The 25,146-nt window shown below is 72.6% G+C and carries 21 protein-coding genes; 2 read left to right on the top strand and 19 right to left on the bottom strand.

Annotation, left to right across the window (positions count from 1 at the left end):
- Positions 1 to 63: 63 nt before the first annotated feature.
- The 16 genes from ACZ6WN_RS04385 to ACZ6WN_RS04310 all read right to left on the bottom strand — a co-directional run bounded on the left by ACZ6WN_RS04385 (position 64) and on the right by ACZ6WN_RS04310 (position 19,076).
- Positions 64 to 1,728 carry an AMP-binding protein gene (locus tag ACZ6WN_RS04385; protein WP_465862930.1) on the bottom strand — a complete coding sequence of 555 codons (1,665 nt, stop codon included), beginning with the start codon at positions 1,726 to 1,728 and terminating at the stop codon, positions 64 to 66.
- Between the two features lie 5 nt (positions 1,729 to 1,733).
- Positions 1,734 to 3,164, bottom strand: a complete 1,431-nt coding sequence (locus tag ACZ6WN_RS04380; RefSeq protein WP_465862929.1) for an MFS transporter — start codon at positions 3,162 to 3,164, stop codon at positions 1,734 to 1,736.
- A 5-nt stretch (positions 3,165 to 3,169) separates the two neighbouring features.
- A complete protein-coding gene (locus ACZ6WN_RS04375) occupies positions 3,170 to 4,765 on the bottom strand; it encodes an ABC transporter substrate-binding protein (RefSeq protein ID WP_465862927.1) in 1,596 nt (531 codons plus the stop codon).
- A gap of 52 nt (positions 4,766 to 4,817) precedes the next feature.
- On the bottom strand, positions 4,818 to 6,446 hold the full coding sequence (gene casG, locus ACZ6WN_RS04370) for a steroid-24-oyl-CoA synthetase (RefSeq protein ID WP_465862926.1): 1,629 nt from the start codon (positions 6,444 to 6,446) through the stop codon (positions 4,818 to 4,820).
- A 57-nt stretch (positions 6,447 to 6,503) separates the two neighbouring features.
- Positions 6,504 to 7,328 carry an SDR family NAD(P)-dependent oxidoreductase gene (locus tag ACZ6WN_RS04365; protein ID WP_465862925.1) on the bottom strand — a complete coding sequence of 275 codons (825 nt, stop codon included), beginning with the start codon at positions 7,326 to 7,328 and terminating at the stop codon, positions 6,504 to 6,506.
- The gene (locus ACZ6WN_RS04360; protein WP_465862924.1) at positions 7,313 to 7,936 is read right to left on the bottom strand and encodes a PaaI family thioesterase; all 624 of its coding nucleotides are present in this window, start codon (positions 7,934 to 7,936) and stop codon (positions 7,313 to 7,315) included. Before ACZ6WN_RS04360 ends, ACZ6WN_RS04365 begins: the two co-directional genes overlap by 16 nt.
- Positions 7,937 to 7,940: 4 nt before the next feature.
- Positions 7,941 to 9,077 (bottom strand): steroid 3-ketoacyl-CoA thiolase, encoded by a 1,137-nt coding sequence (locus tag ACZ6WN_RS04355; RefSeq protein ID WP_465862923.1) that lies wholly within the window; start codon positions 9,075 to 9,077, stop codon positions 7,941 to 7,943.
- A 17-nt stretch (positions 9,078 to 9,094) separates the two neighbouring features.
- Complete coding sequence (locus ACZ6WN_RS04350; protein ID WP_465862922.1) at positions 9,095 to 10,234, bottom strand: acyl-CoA dehydrogenase family protein; 1,140 nt, start codon at positions 10,232 to 10,234, stop codon at positions 9,095 to 9,097.
- A gap of 1 nt (position 10,235) precedes the next feature.
- Positions 10,236 to 11,459, bottom strand: coding sequence for an acyl-CoA dehydrogenase family protein (locus ACZ6WN_RS04345; protein WP_465862921.1), 1,224 nt, complete (start codon positions 11,457 to 11,459; stop codon positions 10,236 to 10,238).
- A gap of 30 nt (positions 11,460 to 11,489) precedes the next feature.
- The gene (locus tag ACZ6WN_RS04340) at positions 11,490 to 13,715 is read right to left on the bottom strand and encodes an acyl-CoA dehydrogenase (RefSeq protein ID WP_465862920.1); all 2,226 of its coding nucleotides are present in this window, start codon (positions 13,713 to 13,715) and stop codon (positions 11,490 to 11,492) included.
- A gap of 1 nt (position 13,716) precedes the next feature.
- Entirely contained in the window at positions 13,717 to 14,829 is a 1,113-nt protein-coding gene (locus tag ACZ6WN_RS04335) for a steroid 3-ketoacyl-CoA thiolase (RefSeq protein ID WP_465862919.1), read from the bottom strand.
- Positions 14,830 to 14,839: 10 nt separating this feature from the next.
- Positions 14,840 to 16,021 carry a lipid-transfer protein gene (locus ACZ6WN_RS04330; RefSeq protein WP_465862918.1) on the bottom strand — a complete coding sequence of 394 codons (1,182 nt, stop codon included), beginning with the start codon at positions 16,019 to 16,021 and terminating at the stop codon, positions 14,840 to 14,842.
- Entirely contained in the window at positions 16,018 to 16,446 is a 429-nt protein-coding gene (locus tag ACZ6WN_RS04325) for a hotdog family protein (RefSeq protein ID WP_465862916.1), read from the bottom strand. The genes ACZ6WN_RS04330 and ACZ6WN_RS04325 overlap by 4 nt, the downstream gene beginning before the upstream one ends.
- On the bottom strand, positions 16,443 to 16,877 hold the full coding sequence (locus tag ACZ6WN_RS04320) for a Zn-ribbon domain-containing OB-fold protein (RefSeq protein ID WP_465862915.1): 435 nt from the start codon (positions 16,875 to 16,877) through the stop codon (positions 16,443 to 16,445). Before ACZ6WN_RS04320 ends, ACZ6WN_RS04325 begins: the two co-directional genes overlap by 4 nt.
- Positions 16,874 to 17,440 (bottom strand): FAS1-like dehydratase domain-containing protein, encoded by a 567-nt coding sequence (locus ACZ6WN_RS04315; protein WP_465862914.1) that lies wholly within the window; start codon positions 17,438 to 17,440, stop codon positions 16,874 to 16,876. Before ACZ6WN_RS04315 ends, ACZ6WN_RS04320 begins: the two co-directional genes overlap by 4 nt.
- 106 nt (positions 17,441 to 17,546) lie before the next feature.
- Positions 17,547 to 19,076, bottom strand: coding sequence for an FAD-dependent oxidoreductase (locus ACZ6WN_RS04310; protein WP_465862913.1), 1,530 nt, complete (start codon positions 19,074 to 19,076; stop codon positions 17,547 to 17,549).
- Between the two features lie 125 nt (positions 19,077 to 19,201).
- Between ACZ6WN_RS04310 and ACZ6WN_RS04305 the strand changes: the two genes are divergently transcribed.
- Complete coding sequence (locus ACZ6WN_RS04305) at positions 19,202 to 21,322, top strand: oxidoreductase (protein ID WP_465862912.1); 2,121 nt, start codon at positions 19,202 to 19,204, stop codon at positions 21,320 to 21,322.
- A gap of 29 nt (positions 21,323 to 21,351) precedes the next feature.
- Positions 21,352 to 22,557 carry a DegT/DnrJ/EryC1/StrS family aminotransferase gene (locus ACZ6WN_RS04300; protein ID WP_465862911.1) on the top strand — a complete coding sequence of 402 codons (1,206 nt, stop codon included), beginning with the start codon at positions 21,352 to 21,354 and terminating at the stop codon, positions 22,555 to 22,557.
- Positions 22,558 to 22,617: 60 nt separating this feature from the next.
- Here ACZ6WN_RS04300 and ACZ6WN_RS04295 read toward each other — a convergent pair whose 3' ends face one another.
- The 3 genes from ACZ6WN_RS04295 to ACZ6WN_RS04285 all read right to left on the bottom strand — a co-directional run bounded on the left by ACZ6WN_RS04295 (position 22,618) and on the right by ACZ6WN_RS04285 (position 25,089).
- Positions 22,618 to 23,379: an SDR family NAD(P)-dependent oxidoreductase gene (locus ACZ6WN_RS04295; RefSeq protein ID WP_465862910.1), complete on the bottom strand. Its 762-nt coding sequence runs from the start codon at positions 23,377 to 23,379 to the stop codon at positions 22,618 to 22,620.
- Positions 23,380 to 23,473: 94 nt separating this feature from the next.
- Positions 23,474 to 24,283, bottom strand: coding sequence for a MaoC/PaaZ C-terminal domain-containing protein (locus tag ACZ6WN_RS04290; RefSeq protein WP_465862909.1), 810 nt, complete (start codon positions 24,281 to 24,283; stop codon positions 23,474 to 23,476).
- On the bottom strand, positions 24,280 to 25,089 hold the full coding sequence (locus ACZ6WN_RS04285; protein WP_465862908.1) for an SDR family oxidoreductase: 810 nt from the start codon (positions 25,087 to 25,089) through the stop codon (positions 24,280 to 24,282). The genes ACZ6WN_RS04290 and ACZ6WN_RS04285 overlap by 4 nt, the downstream gene beginning before the upstream one ends.
- Positions 25,090 to 25,146: the final 57 nt, after the last annotated feature.

The raw sequence follows: 25,146 nt of genomic DNA, 5'->3' as shown, positions 1-25,146 counted from the left end.
GAACGACCTGTGTCGGTCGTCACACTAGGAAGGGTGTGCCCGACCCACGACCGGTGTTCCCGCTCAGTGGGTCGGCAGGTGCGACCGGCCCCTGTGCTCGGCCGTCTCCTCGTCGATCCGGTCCCGGCCGGCGGCATCGAGGAGCCGGTACTCCGCCGTCCTGCCGACGCGCATCCAGACCTGGTCCGGGGTCCTCCACGCCGCCCGGCGCAGCGGGGTCTTGTCGATCTTGCCGCTGCCGGTGAGCGGCATCCGGTCGACCACGCGGACGTACGTCGGCCACCACTTGGCACCGAAGTCGGGCTGTGCCGCGAGGAACTCGCCGAACGCGGCCGGGTCGAAGGAGCCGCCCGGCTCCAGCTCGAGCGCCACCATCACGTTGTCGCCGGTGCGCGGGTCGGGGACGGCGTACACGGGTGCGGCGGCGACCCAGGGCAGGCGCTGGATGACGCGCTCGACCGGCGCGGCGGAGAAGTTCTCGCTGTCGACCCGCAACCAGTCCGAGGAGCGGCCGGCGAAGTAGAAGTAGCCGGCCTCGTCCCGGTAGGCGAGGTCGCCGGACCAGAAGTCGTCGCCGCGGACCCGTTCGGCCATCGCGCCGGGGTTTCCGTAGTAGCCCTCGAAGGTGTGCGCGGCCCCGACGGCGACCATCTGGCCGACCGCGGCGGCATCGATCAGCCGGCCGCCGGCGTCGAAGCGGGCACGGGGACACTCGGCTCCGGTGACCTCGTCGTAGACGCGTACGTCCACCCCGCCGGCAGGGAGGCCGAGCGAGCCGATCGGGGTCTCCGGCGTCCGGTTGATCCGGAAGACGCCTTCGCTGAGGCCGTACCCCTCCATCACCTCGCACCCGAACCGCTCGCCGAACAGGCGGACATCGGCCTCGGAGGCTTCCGTGCCGAAGGCCAGCTCGAGCGTGCCGGCCCGGTCCCGCGGATCCTCCGGGCGCGTCAGGACGTAGGAGAGCGCCCGGCCGACGTAGTTCACGTACGTCGCCCCGTGGCGATGGATGTCCTCGGCGAAACGACTGGCCGAGAACTTCCTGGTCATCGCGACGGTCGCACCCATGGCGACGGCCGGCGCGAGGTTCATCATCACCGCGTTGCCGTGGAAGAGCGGCATGCACAGGTACGTCACGGAGTCCCGTCGCATCCGGACCCGCTCGGAGATGGTCGTGGTGAGCCGCCCGAGCCGGCCCTGGCTGACGATGACCGCCTTCGGCGCGCCGGTGCTGCCGGAGCTGAACAGCAGCATGGCGAGCCGGTCGGGACTCGGCTCCACGAACCCCCCGAGCACCTCGGCACCACGATGTGGCGCCAGCCAGGCGTCGTAGGCGGGGCTGTCGATGTCGAGGACTCGCACGCCGCCGTCGCCGTGGAGCTCGGCGGCGAGGTGCGCCAACCGGGACTCGGTGACCACCAGGTCGACGTCGGCATGCCGAGCGTCCTGGGCGATCTCGGGGGCGCTGCGGCTCGCGTTCAGGCCCACCACCACGGCATCGGCGAGGGACGCCGCGACGATCCAGAACACGTAGTCGGGCACGTTCTCGAGGAGCACGCCGAGATGGACCTGCCGCCCCTCTGCGCCGGGCACGGCTGCCCGCAGCGCCTCGGCACGCACGGCGCCCTCGCGGAACACCTGGTCCCAGGTCCACCGTCTCTCCTCGAAGCAGAGTCCGGGCGCGTCGTCGCCGGCTCGGCTCACCACGATCTGGGCGAAGGTCTCCATCACACTCACTCCTCGACCGACTGATGCGTCGGCTGCTCGATGATCTCGGGATCGGTCTTCGTGGTCCGGCCGAGGACCAGACAGGCCAGCGCGGCGAGCAACGCGACGCCGGCACCGACCAGACCCGCGGCGACGAACCCGGCCTCGCTCGTCTGTCGCCCGTCCCCCGCGAACGCGTCGAGCACGGCCAGTGCCAGCGCGCTGCCGACGGACATGCCGAGGAACCGGAGGACCATGTTGAAGCTGAGGGCGCTGGCGGTCTCGGCGACAGGGACGAAACGCACCATCAGCGAGGGCATGGAGTTGAAGGTCATCCCGCTGCCGAAGCCACCGATGACGACCGCGAGCGTCACCTTCACCAGCGAGTCGTGCCCCACGGCCAGGGCCAGGCAGGCCGCCGCGAACAGGAGGCACCCGGAGGCCAGCAGCTTGTCGGGGGTCACGAACCTGCCGGCCCACAGCGCGATCCGCGAGCCCAGGACGCTGGTGAGGGCGTACGGCGCCAGCATGAGGCCCGCCACGGCGACCGAGCGGCCGAGCCCGTAGCCGTGCTCCGCGGTCGTCTGCACGAGGATCATCGCCAGCGCGAGCAGCAGGAACATGCTCAGCGCGGCCAGCAGACCGCACACGTTCGCCACCAGTACGCCGGGCCGGACCGCCACCCGCAGGTCGACCAGCGGGCGCTCGACCCGGAGCAACCACCAGCCGCACGCGCCGTAGCAGACGGCGCCGGCCAGGAGCAGCCCGAGCGTGAGCGGGGAGGTGATCCCCCAGGTCTTCGCCTGGGTCACCGCGAGCAGCACGACCGCCGTGGCGGCGCTCAGCAGCAGCGCGCCGAGCCAGTCGACACCGCGCGGCGCGTCCTCGTCGCTGCCCGGGACGACCACGAGCGCGACGAGGAGCGCAGCGGCCGACAGGCCGCACGCCCACCCGAAGGCTCCCTTGGTGCCCGCGAAGGTCGCGATGAACGCGGTCACCGGGAAGCCGAGTCCGGCGGCGGTGACGTTCGCGACCGAGATCGCCGCCACGGCGCCTCGGACGCGAGGCTCCGGCAGCTCGCTGCGGGCGATGGAGAAGGCCAGCGGCACGATCGCGAAGGCGAGGCCCTGCAGGATCCGGCCGAACAGCAGCGGCCCGAAGCCGAGCGGCAGCGCGCCGAGCGCGGTGCCGAGCATCACGAGCACGAGGCAGCCGATGAGCACCGGCCTGCGGCGGCGTCCGATCCCGAGCCGTCCGACGATCGGGCACGCCACCGCCGCCGTCACGAGCGTCGAGGTGATCGCCCACTGGGCCGTCACCAGCGACACCCCTTCGGTCCGGGCGACCCCGGTCACCAGCGGCGTACCCAGGCTGCCCACCACACCGGTGACGGTGGTGACCAGGAGGATGCCCGGGAGCACCCAACGGGTGTCCCGGACAGCCGTTCCGGCGCTCATCCGGATCAGTCGACCCAGGCGTCGTCGAGCATGATCATCGAGTTCGCCGCACCCGTGATGCCGTGCACGTCCTCGTTCCACACGCTCAGCTCGGAGTACGGACCGAAGGTCACGAACGGGACGTCCTCGTTGACCTGCTCCTGGATGGAGGCGATCGCCGCGAGCTGGTCCTTCTTCGTGGTGGCGGCCTGGAAGGAGCCGATCAGCGCGTCCATCTCCGGGCTGGTGTGCATGCCGTAGACCTGCGTCCCGCCGCTGTGCATGGTCGCGTACATCCGGGCGAAGGGGTCGGCCTCGACGAAGTTGATGCTCCAGCCGGCGAGGTCGTAGTCACGCTCCACGGCGATCTTGGTGATCTGCTCGGAGATGGTGCGCGCCGGCTGCGGGTCGAGGGTCATCCCGACCGCCTCGAGTGATGCCTTGACCGCCTGGATCGAGGCCCGGGAGGCGGGGTCGGTGCCGTCGACGTAGGTGATGACGCCGTCCCAGCCCTCGGCCTTGGCCTCCTCGACGAGCCTGGTCGCCTCGGCACGGTCGGGCTCGAGACCCGCGACGCCGGTGTGCCACACCGAGTAGTCGGGGAACAGGTCGGAGGACGCGATGCCGGCACCGCCGAACATCCGCTCGGAGATCAGCGCGGGGTCGATGGCCAGCGCGATCGCCCTGCGGACCCGCGGGTCGTGGCCGGCAGCCCCCTCGGAGGCGTTGATGATGGCCATGTTGCCGGCGGCGCGCATGTTGACGTACGCCGGCAGGTCCTTCTCGAGCACCTCGTCGACCAGGTCGGGGTCACGGATGAGCGCGGAGTCCACGCCACCGCTCAGCAGCGAGTCGAGGCTCGTGCGCTGGTCCCCGAGGAACGCCATCTTCACGGTGTCCAGGTGAGGGGCACCGTCCCAGTAGTCCTGACGCGCCTTCAGCTCGAGCGACTCACCGGGCTCCCAGGCGCCGAGGGTGAACGGGCCCGCGCCGACGGGCGTGAACGCGCCGTCCGCGCCGACCGACGACTTCGCGACGATCAGGCCGGGGCCGGTGCTGAGGACACCCGGAAAGAGCGGCCACGGCCGGGCCAGCTCGTACGTCACGGTGTGCTCGTCGGTCGCGGTGACCGAGGTGACGTTGTCGACCCACAGAGCGGTCTCAGGTGCCTTCGCCGAGGCGTAACGCTGCTGGCTCCAGACGACCGCCGCCGCGTCGAGGGGGGTGCCGTCGGAGAACGTCACGCCGTCGCGGAGGGTGAGCGTCCAGGTCGTGAAGTCCGCGTCCGGCTCGATGGACTCGGCCATCCGCGGCACGAACTCCTGCTTCTCCGGGTCGAAGGTCACCAGCGTGTCGTAGATGTTGGCCATCTCGTTGCCGCCCGTCGTCGCCGCCGCGATGGTGACGGTCGGATCGAGCGAGGTCGGCTCGGTGTAGGCACCATAGGTCAGGGTGCCACCGTCCACCGGCTCGCCGCCGTCGGCGACGTTGCGGATCCCCTCCTCGAGCGCCTCCCCCGCCCTCGCGGGCTTCTCACCGTCACTGGACGCGCAGCCGCTGGCGAGCATCGCCACGGCGACCAGGGCGGCAGCGGTGCTGCGCCCGATCAGAGGTACGGACATGCGGACTCCTTCTCGTCGGTCCCGCGCCTCGGGCGAGGCGGGACAGCTGTGCTCAGGTCAGCCGGACGTCGCGGCGGTTGACCTTGCCGGTCGCGTTGCGGGGCAGCTCGTCGAGCGTGATCTGCCAGCGGGTCGGCACCTTGTAGCGCGCGATGCCGGCCGCGGTGTGAGCGCACAGGTCCTCGGCCGAGACGTTCTCCCCCGGGTGCAGCACCACGACCGCAGCGACCGCCTGGCCGTAGTCGGGGTCCGGGACACCCATCACGATGCACTCGCGCACGGCAGGGTGCGCGACGAGGCGGTCCTCGACCTCGGCCGGGTAGATGTTCTCGCCGCCGCGCAGGATCAGGTCGGAGCGGCGGCTCGCGATGTGGAGCTGACCGTCGGCGAGGTGGCCGAGATCGCCGGTACGGAACCATCGGTGCGGCGCGGTCGACGCGGCCGTCGCCTTGGGGTTGTTCCAGTAGCCGAGCATCATCTGGGCGCCGCGCAGGTGGATCTCACCCTCGATCCCCTCGGGCACCGGACGGCCCTCGGTGTCACGGATCTCGACCTCGACGGTCGGCACCGGGCGCCCCACCGTGGACGGGTCCGCAGCCAGCTCGGCCGCCGAGGCCAGGGTCGCGGCGGTGCACGACTCGGTGAGGCCGTACGTCGTACCCAGGGATCTGCCGGCCTGGGGAAGTGCCGTTCGCAGCGCCTCCTTGAGACCGGTCGAGGACGGTGCGCTGCCCACCGAGAGGCTGCGCAGGGACGACAGGTCGAACTCCCGCAGCCGGTCACCGAGCTCGATGATGCGGGTCAGCATCGTCGGCATCGCACCCCAGTTGGTGATCCGTTCCCGCTCGATGAGCCGCAGCACCTGCTCGATGTCGAACTTGCCTTGGTGCAGGACCGCCACGTCGCCGACGACGAGCCGGACGACCGCCAGGTTGTGCAGCGACGCGATGTGGAACAGGGGCGAGACCAGCAGGAACCGACGGTCCGCCTGCGGCAGCCCCATCTCGGCGGCGACGGCGTCGTTGAGCAGGTGGAACCACACCGCGGCGATGACGTTGCGATGGGAGTGGGTGGCGCCCTTCGCCCGACCGGTGGTGCCGCTGGTGAACAGGATCACCGCGGGATCGTCCTCGGCGATCTCCTCATCCAGCTCCGGCAAGGACGTGCCCCGATGCTCGGACGCGATCCGCGGCAGGTCCGACTCGACCCTCAGCAACGGGACGTCCAGCCCCTCGGCCAGGCGGGCCCGCGGCTCGTCGACGATCATGACCTTCGGCTCGGTGAGCTCGACGCCGTGGGCGAGCTCGGGGCGGGCCCACATCGAGTTCATCCCGACGGCGACGGCGCCGAGCGAGACCGCGGCCCAGAACCCGACGATCCATTCGGGACAGTTGGCCGCGCACAGTCCGACCCGGTCGCCTCGGCCGACGCCGTAGTCCTCGCGCAGCACCCGGGCGAGCGCGGCGACCTGGTCGTGGTGCTCGGCGAAGCCGATCCGCCGACCCGTCGTCACCAGGTAGTCCCGGTCGCCGTGGGCTCGCGAGGCCTCCAGGAGCTCACGCAGCGACCGCTGCCGGTTCGCGTAGACGTCCATGGGCTCACCCAGGACGTCCTCCGTGCGGATCTCGAGAGGCGCTCCGGGCGCGGTCAACAGGGCAACGGCCTCGTCACGGGTGATCATGCTGCTTCGGTGTCCTCTCGTCCTTCGGTCTGGGCTGGCTGGGTGCTGGGGATGCGGTCACCTGACCGTCAGCTGTCCGCCGTCGACGTTCCACGCCTGTCCGGTGACCCACGCGGCCTGGTCGCTGGCGAGGAAGACCACCGCTGCGGCGACCTCGTGCGGTTCCCCGCTCCTGCCGAGTGGCAGGTTGGCGCGGACGTAGGCGCGCCACGACTCCGGGTCTCGGTCGTCGAGACGTCCGGTCTCGGTCACGCCGGGGCAGACCGCGTTGACGCGGATGCCGTGCGTGCCCAGCTCCTTGGCTGCCGAGGACGTCAGCGACTGCACCGCGGCCTTGGACGCGGAGTAGGCGCCGGTCCCGGCTCCGCTCAGCTTCCCGCCGATCGAGGAGATGTTGATGATGCTGCCGCCGTCTCCTTGCGCGACCAGGTGGCCCCCGAAGACGCTGGTCATCAGAAAGGTGCCTCGCAGGTTCACCGCCATCACCCGGTCGAACGCCTCGATCGACAGGTCGACCAGCGGGACCCGGTCCTCCCCGCGGGAGGCCGCGGCGTTGTTGACGATGACGTCCACCCGACCGTGCTCGGCACACGTCAGCTCCAGGAGACGGCGTACGTCATGGGGATCGGCGACGTCGCAGACCACCGCCGACGCCCGCCGGCCGAGGGCCCGGACCTCGTCGGCGACGGACTCGACGTCACGCCATCCGGCGGCGACCTCGTCGGCGGGGCGGTCCTCGGGGCGCCGCCCGGTGCCGGTGACGACCACGTCGCAGCCGGCGCGGGCGAGCTCGACGGCCAGGGCGCGACCGATCGAGCGCATCCTGCCGGCGCCGGTGACGACCGCGACCTTGCCCTCGAGGCCGGTCAGCTCGTAGCCCATGGGATCTCCTCGAGCTCGATGAAGAGGCCGGTGGCCTCGACGGTGCGCTTGCCGTCGACCTCGACCCAGGACTCCGCGCGGATCTTGCGGCCCGAGATCTCCACGATCCGCGCCGCGAGGTCGACGGGCACGTCGAGCGGGGTGCGGGCGAGGTATCTCAGGTCGAGGGTCGCGGTGACCGCCCGCCGCCCGGTGGTCTGCACCAGCGTGCCGAGCATGCAGTCCATCAGGTGCGCGAGGAACCCACCGTGCACCGAGTCCGGCGGCCCCTCGTAGAGCGCGTTGGGGACCGTCGTCGCGCGCGCCGTGTCACCGTCGAAGCGGAGCGCCAGCGGCAGCGCCTGCGGGTTGAACCGGAAGATCGGCAACGGCCGGTCCGGGCCGGCCGCCCGGGTTCGCGCCGGGGCCTGGAAGTCGGCCCGCAGCACCCGGGCGCGGCGCCGGCGGCCGAGCTCGTCGGTGAGCGCGTCCATCCGGCTCCGGGCGGCGCGCAGCTCGTCGACGTCGAGGTCGGCGGTGGCCGCGGCCAGCATCAGACGGCGGGTGGCCGACGCCAGGGCGGCGACCTCCTCGACGAGCTCGTCGGTGTGTTCCGGGGTGAGGGTCACGACGTCAGATCCGCTCGATGATCGCGCCGGTCACCTGGGCGCCACCGGCGCAGATCGCGACCATCGCGAGCTGCTGGTCGCGCCGTTCGAGCTCGTCGAGCGCGGTCGCGATCAGGCGGATGCCGGTCGAGCCGACCGGGTGGCCCAGCGCGATCGCACCACCGTTGACGTTGAGCCTGTCGAGGTCGACGCCGTGCACGCGGGCGAAGGACAGCGGAACCGCGGCGAACGCCTCGTTGACCTCGAACAGGTCGATGTCGCTGATGCTCATCCCGGTCCTCTGGAGGAGCCGCTCCCCGGCACGGACCGGGCCGTCGAGGAGGAACTGCGTCTCGGCACCGAGCAGGGTCTGGGCGAGGATCCGGCCGCGGGGACGCAGCCCGAGCTCCGCGGCACGCGTCGCGGACATCAACAGCGCGGCGGTGGCGCCGTCGGAGATCTGCGAGGCGGTGCCGGCCGTGTGCAGGCCGCCCTCGCGGATGGTCCGGAGCCCGGCGAGCGCCTCGAGGCTGGTGTCTCGCAGGCCCTGGTCCCGCGCCACGACCGTGCCGTCGGGCAGCTTGACCTCGATCACCTGGTCGGCGAACCGGCCCGCGTCCCACGCCTGCCGGGCACGCTGCTGTGACGCCAGGCCGAAGGCGTCGAGGTCCTCCCGGGTCAGGCCCCGGCGCTCCGCGATCCGGTCGGCGGCCTCGTACTGAGCGGGCAGGTCGATGGTCCAGTCGTCGGGCCGGGGCTGGCCGACCGTGCCGTCGCCGAGGTTGGCGAGCAGAGGCACCCGCGACATGGACTCGACACCGCAGGCGATGCCGGTGTCGATGTATCCGGCGGCGATCTGCGCCGCGACCAGGTGGACGGCCTGCTGGGCCGAGCCGCACTGGGCGTCGAGGGTCGACGAGCCGACCTCCTCCGGGAGACCCGCGTGCAGCCAGGCGAACCGGACGACGTTCCCGGACTGCTCTCCTGCCTGGGTGACGCAGCCGCCGACGACCTCGTCGACGGTGGCGGGGTCGACGCCGGTGCGCTCGAGGATGCCGCGCTGGGCGCGGCCGAGCAGGTCGACCGCGTGCAGGCCGGACAGGACACCTCCGCGGCGGCCGTACGGGGTGCGGATCGCGTCGACGATGACGGGGTCGGACATAGGAGTCTCCTCGGTGGTCAGGCGGGCGCGCCGATGCGCGGAGCGGTGGGCAGTACGTCCCCGAGCTCGGCGGCGATCGCGTCGCCGCTGCCGAGCGAGAAGGCGATCTGGCGGCCCCACAAGAAGTAGCGGTGGACCGGGTAGTCGATGTCCGCGCCGATGCCGCCGTGCAGGTGCTGCCCGGCGAGCACCACCCGCAGCCCGCCGACCGACGCCCACCACTTGGCGACCAGTCCGGCAGCCTCGGCGGCCTCCTCGCCACCCTGGTCGGGGTTGTCGAGCAGCCAGGCGGCCTTGAGCGTGGTCAGCCTGATCGCCTCGGTGTCGAGGTACGCGTCGGTGGCCCGCACCGCGACGGCCTGGTTCGTCGACAGCGGCCGGCCGAACTGCTCGCGCTGCGAGGTGTAGGCGGCGGTGATCCGCAGGTCCTCCTCGCACACGCCGAGCGCGACCGCCGCCAGCGCGATCCGCAGCCGGCGCCGGGTCCATGCCACCACGGTGGCGCCGTCGGCGGGCAGCAGGTCGTCCTCGGTCAGCACGGCGTCCTCGAGGACGACCGCGCCGGCGCTCTCGTTGCTGGTGACCGCGACCGGGGTCACGGTGACCCCGGCTCTGTCGAGCGGGACCAGCGCGACCCGGAGGCCACCGTCCTCCAGCGCCACGGGTGCGAGGACCGCCTTGGCTACCGGCGCGGCTGGCACCTGCGGCAGCTCGCCGGTCACCCGCAGGCCACCGTCGACGGCGAGACCGGTCAGCTGCGCGAGCCGGCCGGGGGCGGCGTCGAAGGCACCGGTCACGATCGCGGTGCCCTCGGCGACCGGGCCGACCCACCGCTCCACCTGGGCGGGCGAGCCGAACTTCGCGAGCGGCAGCGCGGCGCCGGCGACGACCGACCACAGCGGCACCGGCGCGACGTGGCGACCCTGCTGCTCGAGCAGAGCGACCAGGCCGCCCATCCCGAGACCGGCACCCCCGACGTCCTCGGGGAGGGCGATGCCGATCAGGCCGGCGGAGGCGAGCGTCTCCCACAGGCGCGCGTCGAAGCCGCCCTCGTTGCGCTCCACCTCGACGACGCGCTCCACCTGGGCGAGGTCGCCCAGGATCTGCGCGGCGAGGTCGCGGACCTCGGCGTGGTCCTCGGTGAGGTCGAAGTCCATGTCAGTTCCCGTTCTTCGTGGCGGTCGTAGGGGTCGGCGAGGTCTCCTTGCGGCGGGCCCCGAGGGTCATGCCGAGCGTCTTGGCGGCGACGATCTCGCGCATCACCTCGTTGGTGCCGCCCCCGAACGTGTTGTTCTGAGCGCGCCGGCCCAGGGACTCGACCCGGCCCTCGATCGCGGCCCCCGGCGAGCCGGGCCGCAGCAGCCCGGCGGCGCCGAGCACCTGCTGGAGCCGTCCGTACGCCGTCACGACCGCCTCGGTGCCGAAGATCTTGGCGGCGGCGGAGTCGCCGGGACCCAGCGTGTTGGCGGCGACGTCGGAGACGAGGCGCAGGTTCATCAGGTCGGCGGCGCTGAGCAGCGCGTAGACCTCGGCCAGCGCGCTGCGCACCCACGGGACGTCGTAGAGGGTGCCGTTGCCGAGCTTCTCGGCCTGCGCCCAGGCGAGCACGGCGTCGTACATCTGGTTGGCGATGCCACCGCGGGCGGCCAGCGCGACCCGCTCGTGGTTGAGCTGGCTGGTCATCAGCCTCCAGCCCTGGTCGAGCCCGCCGACGACGTTGCTCAGCGGGACGCGTACGTCCTCGTAGTAGGTCGCCGACGTGCTGATCCCGCCCACGGTGTGGATCTCGGTGACCGAGAACCCGGGGCTCGAGGTCGGCACCAGCACGACGGAGATGCCCTGGTGGCGCGGGGCGTCGGGATCGGTGCGTACCGCGAGCCAGACCCAGTCGGCGAAGACGCCGGCGCTGGTGAAGATCTTGTTGCCGTTGATGACCAGCTCGTCGCCCTCGATCCGGGCTCGGGTCTGCAGGCTGGCGAGGTCGGTGCCGGCGCCGGGCTCGGTGTAGCCGATCGCGAACATCAGCTCCCCGCGCAGGATCTTGGGGAGGAAGTAGTCCTTCTGCTCCTGCGAGCCGTGCTTCATCAGCGTCGGTGCGACGGTGTTGAGGGTGACCAGCGACAGCGGGGCGCCGGCACGCAGCGCCTCGTCGTAGAAGACGTAGAGGGCCTCGGGGTCCTCGCCGCGGCCGCCGTACTCGGCCGGGAAGCCGAGGCCGAGCCAGCCGTCCGCGCCCATCTGGCGCAGGACCCGGTCGAAGACCGGACCACCCTCGGTCTGCTCGGCGAGCGCCGCGCGGTCCTCCTCGTCGATGGTGGCGGCGAAGTAGGCGCGCAGCTCGGCACGCAGTGCCTTGGAGCTGTCGGAGAGCTCGGGGTACATGTCGCTGTTCCTTGCGGTCGGTGGTGGAGGTCAGCGCGGGAGCCGGAGCACCCGGCGGGCGATGACGTTGAGCTGGATCTCGAGGGTGCCGCCGCCGACGAGCACGGCCGGCAGGCCGAGGTGGTCGATGACGGGGTCGACGGTGTGCCGGGCGGTCGGCGGCGCGGCGAGCAGCGCGTGGCGGCCCAGGACGCGGAGCAGGTCGCGGGAGTTGTCGCGCTGCGCGATGGCGTTGCAGACCTTCTGCACGCTGATCTCGGCGCCGAGGTCGAGTCCGTCGATGCGGGCCAGGACCGAGCGCAGGTTGAGCGCGGACAGCGCCATCTCGCGGCCGACGCACCGGCCGAGCACCTCGACGACGGCGTCGCGTGGCGCCTGGTGGTCGCCGGAGCCGAGCACCGCGCGGACGAGGTCGCTGGAGCCGTGGCTGAGCCGCGCGCCCATGCTGAGCCGCTCGTTGGCGAGCGTGGTGACGGCCAGCCGCCAGCCGGCGCCCGCCTCGGCGACCAGGCAGTCGTCGGGCACGAAGACATCGTCGAGGAAGACCTCGTTGAACTCCGACAGTCCGGTCGCCTGGCGCAGCGGACGTACGTCCACACCCTGGCTGCGCATGTCGACCAGGAAGTAGGAGATGCCTGCATGCTTGGGGGCCTCGGGGTCGGTGCGGGCCAGGCAGACACCCCAGTCGGCCTCGGCGGCCATGGAGTTCCAGACCTTCTGACCGCTGATCAGCCAGCCGCCGTCGACCTTGCGGGCCCGCGTGGAGAGAGCGGCGAGGTCGGACCCGGCGCCGGGCTCGGAGAAGAGCTGGCACCACAGGATCTCGCCGCGCAGGGTCGGGTCGAGGAAGCGCTGCTGCTGCTCGGTGGTGCCGTGCACGAGCAGGGTGGGCAGCACCCACTCGCCGATCACGGTCGAGGGCTGCGCGAGCGCCCGGCGGGTGAACTCCTGGGCGATGACGGCCTGCTCCTGCGGCCCGGCCGCACGCCCCCAGGGTGCCGGGTAGTGCGGAGCCACCAGCCGTGCCTCGGCGAGGTGCTCCTGACGGCGACCGCCCCGCGAGGACCCCCACCCGGAGGCGGGTACGCCGTCGTCGGGCAGCTCCAGCACGGCGTCGAGGATCGTGGCGAGCTCGGCTCGCAGCTCGGGCAGCGCATCGTCGGCGACGAAGCCGAAGTCGCGATCGGCCTCGAGCGCCACCGCGCCGAGCCGGGCCGCCCAGCGGCTCTCCTCACCGAGGACGGCGGAGAGGCTGATCGCGCGGCGCCAGTAGAGGTGGGCGTCGTGCTCCCAGGTGAAGCCGATGCCGCCGTAGAGCATGACGCCGTCCCCGGCCACGTCGACGGCGGCCGGGAGCGCGGTGAGGCCGACCTGGGCGGCGGCGAGACGCTGCTGGTCGGCGGTGTCCTCGGCGGCACGCGCGGCGTCCCAGGCGACGGCGCCGATCATCTCGGCCCTGACCAGCATCGACGCGATCTTGTGCTGCACCGCCTGGAAGCTGCCGACCGGGACGCCGAACTGCCGGCGGGTGCCGACGTACTCGACGATCGTGTCGACGAACCAGCGGGCGACACCGGCCGCGTCGGCGGCCAGCAGCGTGGCGGTGTGCAGCTCCACCGCGTGGTCGCCCGGCGCGGGCAGGACCGCGGCCGCCTCGACGGCGCGGTCGTCGAGGACCAGGCGCCCGACGGGGCGGGTCAGGTCGGTGGCCGGCTCGATCCGGACCTCGCCCGCGGCCGGCGTCAGCGTGCACCACACCGGCTCGCCGGTCGCCGTGGCCGCGCGCACCACGACGATCTCGGCACCGGGGAGGCCCAGCACGGGCAGGCTGCTGCCGGAGAGGATCCAGCCGCCGTCGCACGGTGCGGCCGCGATGCCCGGTCCGTCGACCAGGGCGCCGGTGGCGCCTTCGGCGAAGCGCGCCAGCAGCCGGCTGCGGACAGGACCCGCAGAGGCTGCGGTGACGGCGCCGCCGGCCAGGACGGTCGGCAGGAACGGGCCCGGGTGCAGGGCCCGGCCGAGCTGCTCGGCGACGACGGCGAGCTCCATCAGGCCGCCGCCCGCGCCACCGTCCTCCTCGGGCAGGTGGATGGCATGCAGGCCCTGCCGCACCAGGGCGTCCCAGGCGTCGGGACGCTTGCCGGCGGCGAGGTCGTCGAGCTGGGCACGGGTCGCCTCGATCGGGGCGGCGCGGTGGGCCCAGGCGGCGACGGAGTCGGCCAGGTCGCGGTGGTCGTCGGTGAGAGCGAGAGGCATGTCAGAGCCGTTCGAGGAGGAGGCAGGTGGTGGCGGCCGAGGCGCAGATCGCGACCATGGCGACCTGGGCGTCGCGGCGCTCCAGCTCGGCGAGCGCGGTCGCGATCAGCCGGATGCCGGTGGCGCCGGCGGGGTGACCGAGGGCGATGGCGCCGCCGTGGGGGTTGAGCCGGTCCTCGTCGACGCCGTGGACCTGCGCGAAGGACATCGGGACCGAGGCGAAGGCCTCGTTGACCTCGAACACGTCGACGTCGCCGATCGTCATCCCCGCCCGGGCGAGCACCTTGGCGGCCGCCTCGATCGGGGCGTCGAGCATGTACTCCAGGTCGCCGCCCATCACGCACTGGTTGAGCAGCCGCGCCCTCGGCTTCACGCCCAGGTCGCGGGCACGCTGCGCGGACATCAGCAGTGCGGCGCTGGCGCCGTCGGAGACCTGCGAGGACGTGCCCGCGGTGTGCAGACCGCCCTCCTTGACCGGCCGGAGCCGGGCCAGGCCCTCCAGCGAGGACTCGCGCAAGCCCTGGTCACGGGTGACGTCGGCGACGGGGATGATCTGGGAGTCGAAGACCCCGGCGTCCCACGCGGCGGCGGCGCGCTGCTGGGAGCGCAGCCCGAAGGCGTCAAGATCCTCGCGACCGAGGCCGCGGCGTACGGCGATCCGGTCTGCGGCGGTGTACTGGTCCGGGTTGGTCACCGACCAGCTCTCCGGCCGGGGCGTACCCAGCCCCGTGCCCACCTTGTACGTCAGCGGCACCCGCGACATCAGCTCGACCCCGCAGGCGATCCCGACCTCGAGCGAGCCGATGGCGATCTGGCCGGCCACCAGGCTGACCGCCTGGGCGGCGGTGCCGCACTGCGCGTCGATGGTCGTGGTGCCGGTCGCGGTCGGGAGCCCGGCGTGCACCCAGGAGGTCCTGGTGATGTTGCCGAACTGCTCGCCGATCGGGGTGACGCAGCCGCCGATGGCCTGCTCGACCAGCTCGGGGTCGATGCCGGTGCGGTCGAGGACGCCACGCTGGGCGTACCCGAGGAGCTCGGCGGCGTGGACGCCCGAGAGCCAGCCCTCGCGCTTGCCGAACGGGGTGCGGGCGGCGTCGACGATGACGGGATGCATGTCGATCTCCTCAGCGGTCCGCGGACAGGACGAGCGCCGAGTGCGGGACCGGTGAGCCCCCGGTGACCAGCACGTTGTCGAGCGTCTTGGTGGGTTGGTTGACCGAGGTGCCGCGGATCAGGCGTACGCCCTCGGCGATCCCGTTGACACCGTGGATGTAGCCCTCGCCGAGCTGACCGCCATGGGTGTTGATCGGCAGCCGGCCGCCGACCTCGAGGTTGCCGTCGGCGATGAAGTGCCGTGCCTCGCCCCGGCCGCAGAAGCCGTACTCCTCCAGCTGCAGCAGCACCATCGGGGTGAACGCGTCGTAGAGGATCGCGGCGTCGATGTCGTCGGGACCGATGCCGGCCTGGTGCCACAGCTGCTGGGCGACGAGCTCCACCTCGGGCATCGCGTCGATGTCGTCGCGGTAGTAGCTGCTCATCGAGATCTGCTGCGGGCCGACCCCCTGCGCGGCGCCGGTGATGATCGCCGGCGGGTGCGGCAGGTCGCGGGCGCGCTCGGCGCTGACGACGACCAGGGCCTGGCCGCCGTCGCTCTCCTGGCAGCAGTCGAGCAGGCGCAGCGGGTCGGCGATCAGCCGTGAGGACTGGTGGTCCTCGATGGTGATCGGCCGCTCGTAGAACCACGCCTTCGGGTTGGTGGCGGCGTGCTTGCGGGAGAGCACGGAGATCTGGCCGAAGTCGGCACTCGTGGCGCCGTACTTCTCCATGTAGAGCCGCGCGAGGAAGGCCTCCTGCTGGGCCGGCGTGAGCAGGCCGTAGGGGTTGATCCAGTTGCGGTACTCCTGGTCGGTGTTCGCGGTGTAGGCGAACGGCGGCGGGCCCTGGCCGAAGCGGTGTCCCGAGCGCTCGTTGAACGCGCGGTAGACCACGACGACGTCGGCGACACCGGAGGTGACCGCGAGCGCCGCCTGCTGGACCGGGGCGCAGGCGCCACCGCCGCCGTGCGGGATCCGGCTGAAGAACTTCAGCTCCGGGATGCCGAGGGCACGGGCGACCGCGATCTCCGGGTTCGTCTCCATGGTGAACAGGGCGAACCCGTCGACCTCCTCGACACCGATCTGGGCGTCCTCGAGGGCGGCGAGCACGGACTCGCAGGCCAGCTGCCACTCGCTGCGCCCGGACTTCTTGGAGAACTCGGTCGCGCCGATCCCGGCGATCGCGGCGCCGCCGGAGAAGTTGCTGCTCACTGGGTGCCTCCGGCGGGTCGATCGGTGGGCTGGTCGAGGGTGACGGTGGCGGTGACGTGGGCACCGCGGGCGTTGCGGCCGGCGACCTGCAGCACGACGGCGCTCCCGGTGACCTCGGCGACGTCGCCGGAGAAGGTCATCGTGTCGCCGGGGAAGTTGGGGACGCCGAGCCGCAGGGACACTGTGCGGATACGGGTCGCCGGGCCGAACAGGTCGGTCACGTAGCGGTCCAGGAAGCCGTTGGTGGAGTTGATCGACATGAAGATGTCGGGCGTGCCCCGCTCGTTGGCCTTGCCGGGGTCGTGGTGGACGTCCTCGAAGTCCTGGCTGGCGATCGCGGTGGCCACGATGGTGGTGCGGTCCAGCGGCAGGGCCAGCTCGGGGAGGATGTCGCCGATCGTCACGGTCGCGAGGTCGAGGCTCACGCGACACCTCCGACCGGACGCAGCTGCGGCAGGATCTCGCCGTGGGCGTGCTCGGCGAAGCCGACCTCCAGCTCCAGGCCGAGGCGCAGGTCCGCGTGGTCGACGCCGCTGATGTCGGCGACCAGGCGGGTGCCCTCCTCCAGGTCCACGAGGCCGACGGCCAGCGGGTAGGTGAAGGCGGGATCCTGCGGGTGGTGGATCACCGTCCAGCTGTGCAGCGTGCACCGGCCGCTCGCGGTCACGGTGTCCCAGGCGAACGACCGGCACGACGCGCACGCGGGCGCCGGCGGGTGGCGCAGGGTCTGGCAGTCACCGCAGCGCTGGATCTCCAGCCGTCCCTCGCGGGCCGCGGTGAAGAAGAACTCGTTGTCCTGGGTGACGGTCAGACCGGGGACGGCCGTACGCCGCTCCTGAGGTGCGTCGGCGCTCATGCTGCGGGCTCCTTCGGGACGTCCTTGGTGGTGGGATCGAACCGGAGGATCACGAACCTCTCGTCCACGAGCAGCCGGTCCTCCTGGTCGACGTAGCGCTTGCGCAGGGTGATGAAGCAGCCGTCGCCGAGGCCGGTGCGTTTGATCGGCGAGATGGCCTCGATGGTGAAGTGGCAGGTCACGCGGGTCCCGGGGGTGAGCTCGCGGACGTACTCCTGCTCCTGGGCGGTCGCCACCACGGAGGTGAAGCCGTGCTCGTCGAGCAGGGCGAGGAGCCGGGAGTACGCGTGGTCCTCCTGCACGCCGTCGGCGCGCAGCGCCTGGACCTGACGCCAGCGGCGGTAGCCCTGCATCACCCAGGTCGTGACCATGGCCGGCGGGCAGATGACGTCGTCGCGGCCGGTGGCGCGGGCGGCCTCGGCGTCGACGTAGACCGGGTTGAGGTCGTCGTGGGCCTCCACCCAGTTGCGGATCATCGCCTCGTTGACGGCGTACCGCGCCACCCGGGGTGGTTCGGCCACCTCGCCGACGAAGTCCCCGGATCGGGCCTCGAGCTCTTTCATCGATCGTCCTCCACCTGGCAGCAATTGAGCAAGCGCTTGGTCCATGGTGTGCCTTGCCGCCGATCCGCGCGAGGCGTCCTCCCACCCAGCGGACGCTCGCCCTCGATCAGCGCCGCAGCATGTCGTGGACCGCGCGCCAGCCGAACGCCATCGCGGTGCCGATCGGCACGCCCGGTCCGGGGTAGCACGCCCCGGAGAGCGAGGCGCTCGCGTTGCCAGTGGCGTAGAGCCCCTCGACGGGACGATCCTCGGCGTCCAGGACCCGGGCATCGACGTCGGTGCGCAGCCCGCCCTTGGTGCCGAGATCGGCGAGCACCATCCGCGCGGCGTAGAACGGCGGCCGGTCGAGCGGGACGAGCGCCGGGTTGGGCCCGTCGCCGACCGCGAAGAACCTGTCGTACTCGTCCTCACCGCGACCGAAGTCCGCATCGGCACCGGACACAGCGAAGCCGTTGAACCGCTCGACGGTCTGCCGCAGCGCCTGCTCCGGGAGGCCCGTGCCCGAGGCGAGCTCGGCGAGCGAGCCGGCCCGGACCCAGGTCCCCACGGCGAGGTGCTCCTCGGCCGGCGCGGCCGGCATCGTGATCGCGGGGGCGACCCCGCCCGAGCGCGAGTCGAAGACGAACCAGGCCGGGATGCGGTCGGGTTCGGCGGAGAGCCGGCGGCCCATCTGGTCGTAGGGCAGCGACTCGTTCGCGAACCGCCGGCCGTGCTGGTCGACGACGACGCCACCGCGGAAGCCGAGCGTGAACGCGGCCTGGCCGTCAGGCGTGACCAGGCCCGGGCACCACCAGCCCTCGTGCATCAGCTCGGTCGTCGCGCCGACCGCCGTGGCCGCCGCGATCGGCTCGCCCGTGTTGGTGCCCGCCGGCGCCATCGCCCACTCGGCCGCGCCCGGGACGGCGTGCTTCGTACGCAGGTCCTGGTTGCGCTCGAACCCGCCGCTGCCGAGGAGGACTCCCCGGCTCGCGCCGATGCGCCGCGGACCGTCCTCGGTCGAGACGACCACGCCGCACACCCGGCCGCCGGTCGTGATCAGCTCCGTCATCGGCGTCCCGGTCCGCACCGTCCCGCCGTTGTCGTGGAAGGCGTGCAGCAGCCGCCCGATCAGCGCCCGACCACCGACCAGCGGCTGGTCGGGGTCGTGGCCGAGACCGGCACGGTCGCGGTCGACGACCGGGCGTACGAGCTCGGCCAGCCCGGCCGGCAGCGCGGCCTGCGCCAGCGGGCGCGGCACGATCGAGCGCCCGCCCGGCACCCGCCCGGGCGCCTCGAAGTAGTCGGGGAAGGGCTGGGCGACCAGCTCGATCGCCGGCTCGGCCTCCAGCTCGGCCACCACGGCGGGAGCGGCCTCGAGGAACGCCTCCTGGCGGTCCAGCTCGTCCTCGCCGAGCAGCGCCCGCAGGTACGCCCTCCCGGACTCGGTCGAGTCCGCCGACCCGGCCCGGCGGGTGGCGTCGTTGCCCGGCAGCCAGGCCGCGGCACCGGAGTACGCCGAGGTGCCGCCGAGGAGCGCCGACTTCTCCAGCACCACCGTGCTGAGGCCGTTTCGCGCCGCGGTGACCGCGGCGGCCATCGCGCCGGCTCCGGAGCCGACCACGACCACGTCGTAGGTCTCGTCGTACTGGGGTGCCATGGAGCCTCCTGCCTCGGGGGATGATCCCGGCCACTGTGACGTCCACGCCGCGTCGGCCGAGCGGCTCCTCCCGATCAGCGGGCGCGGCCCGGCCGTGTGACCCCGAAGAGCGGCACGCTGCCCCGGTGCAGACCTCGTCAGACAACCCGACCTTCAAGCACCTGCTGAACCCCGGGGCGATCGGCCCGATGAGCCTCGCCAACCGCGTGGTGATGCCCGCGATGGACATGAACCTCTGCGACGAGGGCGTCCTCGAGGACGGCGACATCGCCCACTACGCCGCCCGCGCCGCCGGCGGGACCGGCCTGGTGATCACCTCGGCGGCCGCCGTCGCGTACCCGATCGGGGCGACCAGCCGCAAGGAGCCCGGCCTCTCCCACGACAGGTTCATCCCCGGCCTGCGCGCGCTGGCCGACGCCGTCCACGCCGAGGGCGCCAAGCTCTGCGTCCAGGCCACCCACCACGGCAAGATGTCGAAGGTCGACACCGCCGACGGGCGCCCGCTCTTCGTACCGTCGATGCCGGTCGGCGAGCGGGACATGTCCGCCCTGCGCGACAACACCCCCACCGAGCTCGGCGCGATGGCGACCGCCGTGTCCGAGGGCAAGACACCGAGCTTCCGTGAGGCGACCGAGGAGGGCATCGCCTGGCTGGTGGGGCAGTTCGCCGACGCCGCCCGTCGGGTGCAGGCGGCCGGCGCCGACGCGTTCGAGATCCACGCCGCCCACGGCTACGTGCTCGGCACCTTCCTCAGCCGCGCCGACAACCGTCGTACGGACCGGTGGGGCGGGTCGCTGGAGAACCGGGCACGGCTCGCCTGCGACGTCATCCGTGCCGTCCGCGCCGCGGTCGGCGACGGCCTGGCGATCCTGGTCCGCGTCGCCGGCAAGGAGTACGGCGAGGAGGGCTCCCTCACCACCGAGGAGGCCGTCGCCGCCGCCCGCCTGTTCGAGGAGGCGGGTGCCGACGCGATCCACGTGACCGGCTGGGCCCGCAACCCGTTCCGCGACTTCACCGACGGCCCGCTGCCGAACCAGGTCGGCGCCTACGCCGACCTGGCCAGTGCCGTGAAGGCCGCGGTCACGATCCCGGTGATCGCGGTCGGCCGGGTGCTCCCGGCCGTCGGCGAGGAGCTGATCGCCGGCGGCGGCGCCGACTTCGTGGCGATGGGTCGCCAGCTGCTGGCCGACCCCGGGCTGGTCGGCAAGCTGCGCGAGGGTCGCGCGGCATCGGTGCGCCCGTGCATCAACTGCTACGTCTGCGTCGAGCAGAACTTCTGGGACGGCGTCCCCGTGTGTGCGGTCAACCCGGCCCTCGGCAACGAGACGCTGCTGCCCTTCCCGACGCTCGCCGCGCGCCGCCACGTCGTGGTCGTCGGCGGCGGGCCCGGCGGCATGGAGGCCGCCCGCGTGGCCGCCGACCGCGGACACCGGGTCACCCTGGTCGAGAAGGGCGACCGGCTGGGCGGTTCGGCCTGGTTCTCCCAGCTCACCACCCCTGCCAACGGACCGCTGCTCGCCTGGCTGGAGCACGAGGTGGAACGGCTCGGTGTCGACGTACGCCTCGGCGAGACGGCGGACGCCGACACGATCGCGGCCCTCGCTCCTGACGCCGTCGTGCTGGCGACGGGCGCCCACCGCGGAATCCCGTCCGTGCCCGGCGCCGGCCTCCCCCACGTCCACACCGGCGACACCCTGCGGGGGCTGATCACCGGCGAGGGCGACTCCGGCAGCCGTACGCTGCGCCTGCTCGGCAAGGCCGGCCGGATGAGCGGGCTGACCCGTGACCCGGAGCGGATCCGGGAGCTGACCCGCAAGGTGCTGCCCATCGGCAAGGACGTCGTCGTCATCGGCGGCACGCTCGTCGGTCTGGAGCTGGCGGAGTTCCTCGCCGAGCGCCGCAAGACCGTCACCGTCCTCGAGCACGGCTCGCAGGCCGGCCTGCCGATGGCGATCCCGCGCCGGTGGACCGCCGTCCGCCAGGCCTCCGAGCACGGCGTCACGATCCATCGCGACACCGAGGTCGTCGAGATCACCCCGACCCAGGTGCGCTACCGGACCGGGGAGCAGACGGCCGCCGTCGCCGCGGACCTCGTCGTGGTGGCGTCCCATGTCGAGTCCGGCGCACCCCTCGCCGACGACCTGCAGGCCCGCGGGCTGGAGGTCCACGTCGTCGGCGACGCCGGCGAGGTCGGCTACATCCAGGGCGCCATCCACTCGGCCTGGCGAGTCGCCCGCGCCCTGTGAATCACATCCCATCCACCGAGGAGACCGTCATGACCGAACGCATCACCTACGCCCGAGCGACACACGGCGAGGAGGAGATCCAGGCCGTGCTCGACGTCCTGCACCGGGGCCACCAAGGTCTGCGGATCGGACCGTCCGTCGCCGAGATGGAGACGCGGGTCGCCGCACTGAGCGGCAAGGAGTACGGCGTGATGTGCAACTCCGGCTCCTCGGCGCTCTACGTCGCCGTCGAGCTGCTCGGCCTGCCCGCGGGCAGCGAGGTGATCACCTCGCCGCTCACGTTCTCGACCGACGTGGCTCCGCTGGTGCGCGCGGGCCTGGTGCCGGTCTTCGTCGACGTCGAACCGGCCACATTCAACGCCGACGCGGCCAAGATCGAGGCGCTCGTCACCGAGCGCACCGGTGCGATCCTGCTGCCGAACCTCGCCGGCAACGCACCCGACTGGGACGTCGTCCGCGACGTCGCCGACCGGCACGGCCTCAAGGTCATCGAGGACACCTGCGACGCGCTCGGCGCGACCTTGCGCGGCACCCCGACGGGTGCGCGAGCCGACTACAGCTGCACCAGCTTCGCGATGGCCCACATCATCACCTGCGCCGGCACCGGCGGCATGGTGATGACCGACGACGTCACCGACCGCGACCAGGCACTGCTGCTGCGTCGCTGGGGCCGCCGCTCGGAACCGAACCTGTTCGGGAACGGCACCAGCCGGGTCTTCCGCGAGCAGCTCGACGGGGTCGACTACGACAACGACTTCATCTTCGACACCCTGGCGTGGAACTTCGAGCCCTCCGAGCTGGGCGCCGCCTACGGGGTCGTCCAGCTGAACAAGCTCGCCGCCAACTACGAGCGCCGCACGAAGACCTTCGCGGCCTACACGGCCGCGTTCGGTGCATACCCGGAGCTCTTCACCACCCCGGTCGAGCTTCCCGAGCTCGACACCGCCTGGCTGTGCTACCCGGTGCTGGTGAACGCCGACGCGCCGTTCTCCCGTGGCGACCTGCAGGAGGCGATCGAGGCGGACGGCATCGACACCCGCACCGTGTGGAGCGGCAACGTGACCCGGCACCCGATGATGGCCGGCATCGACCATCGGGTCCCGGACGACGGGCTGCCCCACGCCGACGCGGTCTTCGAGCGCGGCATGAGCCTCGGCATGAGCCACGGCCTCACCGACGCCCACGTCGAGCGGGTGACCGACTCGATCCACAAGTACGCCGCCCGCTGGGTCTGAGCCGAGATCGACTCTGCCGCCCCACTCCTGGAGTGGGGCGGCAGAGTCTTTCGCCGGCGGTCAGCCGAAGTACGCCTGGCCTCCGTCGAGCGGGATCGTCGCGCCCGTGAGGTAGCGCATGTCCTCGCCCAGCAGAGCGACGACGGCGCGACCGATGTCCAGCTCGCAGTCCCCGATCCGGCCCATCGGGATGGCCGCGACGAACTCCTCGGCCTCCTCGGGGTTCTTCTCGGTCCACCACTTGAGTCCCGGCGAGAGCGCGTGCGGGGCGATGCTGTTGGCGCGGATGCCGTCGCGGGCCCATTCGACGGCCGCGGTGCGGGTGAGCGCGCGGACGGCCTGCTTGGCGGCGGCGTACACGCCGTAGGTCGTGGGGTCCCACCGGACCATGGCGGAGGTGACCAGGTTGACGATGTGGCCGCCCCCGCGGGCGACGAAGTGCGGGTGGCAGGCCTTCATGAAGGCCAGGGTCGCGAACGGGCCCGACGCGAAGCTCCGCTCGACCGCCTCGTCGTCGATGGTGAGCAGCGGCCCGTACGCACCGGAGTAGGCGTTGTTGACCAGGATGTCGACGCCGCCCATCGCCTCGACGACCTGGGCGACGAGGGCCGGGATCGTGCTGGTCTCGGTGATGTCGGCGACGAACGGGACGGCGCGGACCCCGCGCTCCACGAGGAGCTCGCAGGTCGTCTCCAGCTTCGCCGCCGTACGGCCGACGACGGCCACGTCCGCGCCCTCGGTCGCCAGCGCCAGCGCGATGCCCTGCCCGACGCCCTGCCCCGCTCCGGTCACCAGCGCGACCTTTCCCACCAGGGAACCCATCTCCAACCTCCTCGATCATGACCGCAGGACGCGGCACGCAGTCATGATGGTTCTCGGCGACGGCATGGGTGGGTGTCGTTACTGCTGAGCGGGATCAGCCGAAGACCGCCCGCGCGGAGGTGATGGCCGGCCCGCGTTCGGTGACCACGTCCAGGCCACCGTCCGCCCAGCCGCGGACGGTCAGCGGCTCGCCCGGGAACACGGGCGCCGCGAAGCGTCCCTCGAGCCGGGTCAGGTCGGCGGGGTGGGCGCCGCTCTCGCGCGCCGCGACGAGGGTCGCGGCCGACAGGGTCGCCAAGCCGTGCAGGATCGGTCGCGGCTGGTCGATGGCCGCCGCGGCCGCGGGGTCGACGTGCATGTGGTGACGGTCCCCGAGCAGCCGGTAGAGCAGGGCCGCGTTGTCCGCGGTGGTGAGCTCCGCGTCCCATGCGGGAGCGTCGACCGGCGGCGCCGCCCGGCCGGGGCCCCGATCCCCACCGAACCCGCCCCGGCCGGGGGCGAACAGCGACCAGGTGGCGACGAAGTGGTCGCTCTCGACGGCGAGGTCGTAGACCGCGGCCGAGCCCTTGTCCCACACGCCGGCCACCCGCGCGGTCATGGTGATCTCGCCGCTGGCCGGCAGCGGCTTCAGCACGGTCAGCGCCTGCGCACCGTGGAGTGCCGTACGCCTGTCCCAGGCCCCCGCCGAGCCGAGCACGTCCGGCGCCCACTGAGCAAGCGTGAGCGCGAAGCCGGGAAGCACCCGCAGCCGCTCCTCGAAGACGAGATCGATCTCGTCCGGGCGCGCGCCGACGGCGAGCGCGAAGAGGATCGGGTCTCGATCGGACCAGGCCACCGTACGTTCCCCGACGGTCGAGCCGATCCAGTCACCGGCCGGCGCGCCGGCGCGGGGAAGGGCGCTCATGCACGTCCCCGCTCACCGTGGGGCGTGTGCTGCAGGAAGGCCGGCCACTCCCCACCACCGTCGACGTCGAGGACCGCGCCGGTGACATGGCCGGCCCAGTCCGAGGAGAGGTACAGGCAGGCCCGCCCGATGTCCTGCGGTGAGGCGAGGACACCTCGCGGGATGGTCGCGGCGACCCGCGCGAGCTGCTCGGCGTCGCCGTAGTGATCGACCGATCCCGGCGTCTCGACCAGGCCGCAGCTCACCGCGTTCACCCGGACCGCGGGCGCCCACTCGACGCCGAGGCTCCTGGTCAGGCTCTCCAGGGCGGCCTTCGCGGCACCGTAGACAGCCGTGCCCGGACTGGGTCTCCTGGCCGAGATGGAGGTGATGTTGACCATCGAGCCACGGGCGTTCGCCAGGTGCGGGTGCACGGCCAGCGCGACGTACACGGCCGACATGAAGTTGAGGTCGTTCACCTTGGCGTGGAAGCGGGGCGAGGCGCCGCTGAACCCGGAGTACGGCGCGCCACCCGCGTTGTTGACCGCGACGTCGATCCTCCCGTGCCGGCCGGCGACGTCGTCGACCCACGCCGCGACCTGGCCGGGATCGCGCACGTCGACCGTCGAGAAGGTGGGCCTGCGGCCGGCGACCTCACGCAGCGTCTCGGGCGTGCTGCGCCCGCAGATCTCCACGGTGGCACCGACCTCCAGGTAGGTCTGCGCGATGCCGTCGCCGACGCCCTTGGCACCGCCTGTCACCAACACGACCTGACCTGTCATGTCGATCTCGTACGCCATGGTGTTCCCGTTCTCGAGTCTCAGCACGAACAGACGCATCCTGCTGACGCGCGCGTCACCGGGCGAGCCTCGCTCCCGCTCACC

The organism is Nocardioides sp. NPDC054178 (assembly GCF_055585005.1).
This window is presented reverse-complemented; position numbering and strand designations above follow the sequence as displayed.